Source organism: Vibrio sp. Vb0304, assembly GCF_033338995.1.
GTDB lineage: Bacteria > Pseudomonadota > Gammaproteobacteria > Enterobacterales > Vibrionaceae > Vibrio > Vibrio alginolyticus.
Genome location: NZ_JAWOTT010000226.1, coordinates 1 through 1,190 on the forward strand (window position 1 = coordinate 1; position 1,190 = coordinate 1,190).

Consider the following 1,190-nt stretch of genomic DNA (forward strand, 5'->3'; position numbering starts at 1 on the left):
TGTCTAAAGAAAAATTTGAACGTACGAAACCGCACGTTAACGTTGGTACTATCGGCCACGTTGACCACGGTAAAACAACTCTAACTGCAGCTATCTGTACTACTCTTGCTAAAGTTTACGGCGGTGTAGCTAAAGACTTCGCATCTATCGATAACGCTCCAGAAGAGCGTGAGCGCGGTATCACAATCGCAACTTCTCACGTTGAGTACGACACTCCATCACGCCACTACGCACACGTTGACTGTCCAGGACACGCTGACTATGTTAAAAACATGATCACTGGTGCTGCACAGATGGACGGTGGTATCCTAGTTGTTGCTGCGACAGATGGCCCAATGCCACAAACTCGTGAGCACATCCTACTAGGCCGTCAGGTTGGTATCCCATACATCATCGTATTCATGAACAAATGTGACATGGTTGACGATGAAGAGCTACTAGAACTAGTAGAAATGGAAGTTCGTGAACTTCTATCTGAATACGATTTCCCAGGTGATGACCTACCAGTTATCCAAGGTTCTGCACTAGGCGCACTAAACGGCGAAGAGCAGTGGGAAGCGAAAATCGTTGAACTAGCAGAAGCTCTAGATACTTACATCCCTGAGCCAGAGCGTGCGGTAGATCAGCCATTCCTAATGCCTATCGAAGACGTATTCTCAATCCAAGGTCGTGGTACAGTAGTAACTGGCCGTATCGAGCGTGGTATCCTAACTGTAGGTGACGAAGTTGCTATCGTAGGTATCAAAGACACTACTACAACTACATGTACTGGTGTTGAGATGTTCCGTAAGCTTCTAGACGAAGGCCGTGCAGGTGAGAACGTTGGTGCACTTCTACGTGGTACTAAGCGTGACGAAGTTGAACGTGGTCAAGTACTAGCTAAGCCTGGTTCAATCACTCCACACACTAAGTTCGAATCAGAAGTATACGTACTGTCTAAAGATGAAGGTGGTCGTCACACTCCATTCTTCAAAGGCTACCGTCCACAATTCTACTTCCGTACAACTGACGTAACTGGTGACATCCAGCTACCAGACGGCGTAGAAATGGTAATGCCAGGCGACAACGTACAGATGACTGTAGAGCTAATCGCACCAATCGCAATGGACGAAGGTCTACGTTTCGCGATCCGTGAAGGTGGCCGTACAGTAGGTGCTGGTGTTGTTGCTAAGATCTTCGACTAATTCATA

At 47.2% G+C, this 1,190-nt stretch carries 1 protein-coding gene; it reads left to right on the forward strand.

Translation table 11 applies throughout. The features are described from left to right. Positions 1-1,184 (forward strand): elongation factor Tu (tuf, locus tag R7P35_RS25180; RefSeq protein ID WP_017822038.1); only part of this gene is annotated, 1,184 nt, incomplete at its 5' end. Between the last annotated feature and the right edge of the window lie 6 nt (positions 1,185-1,190).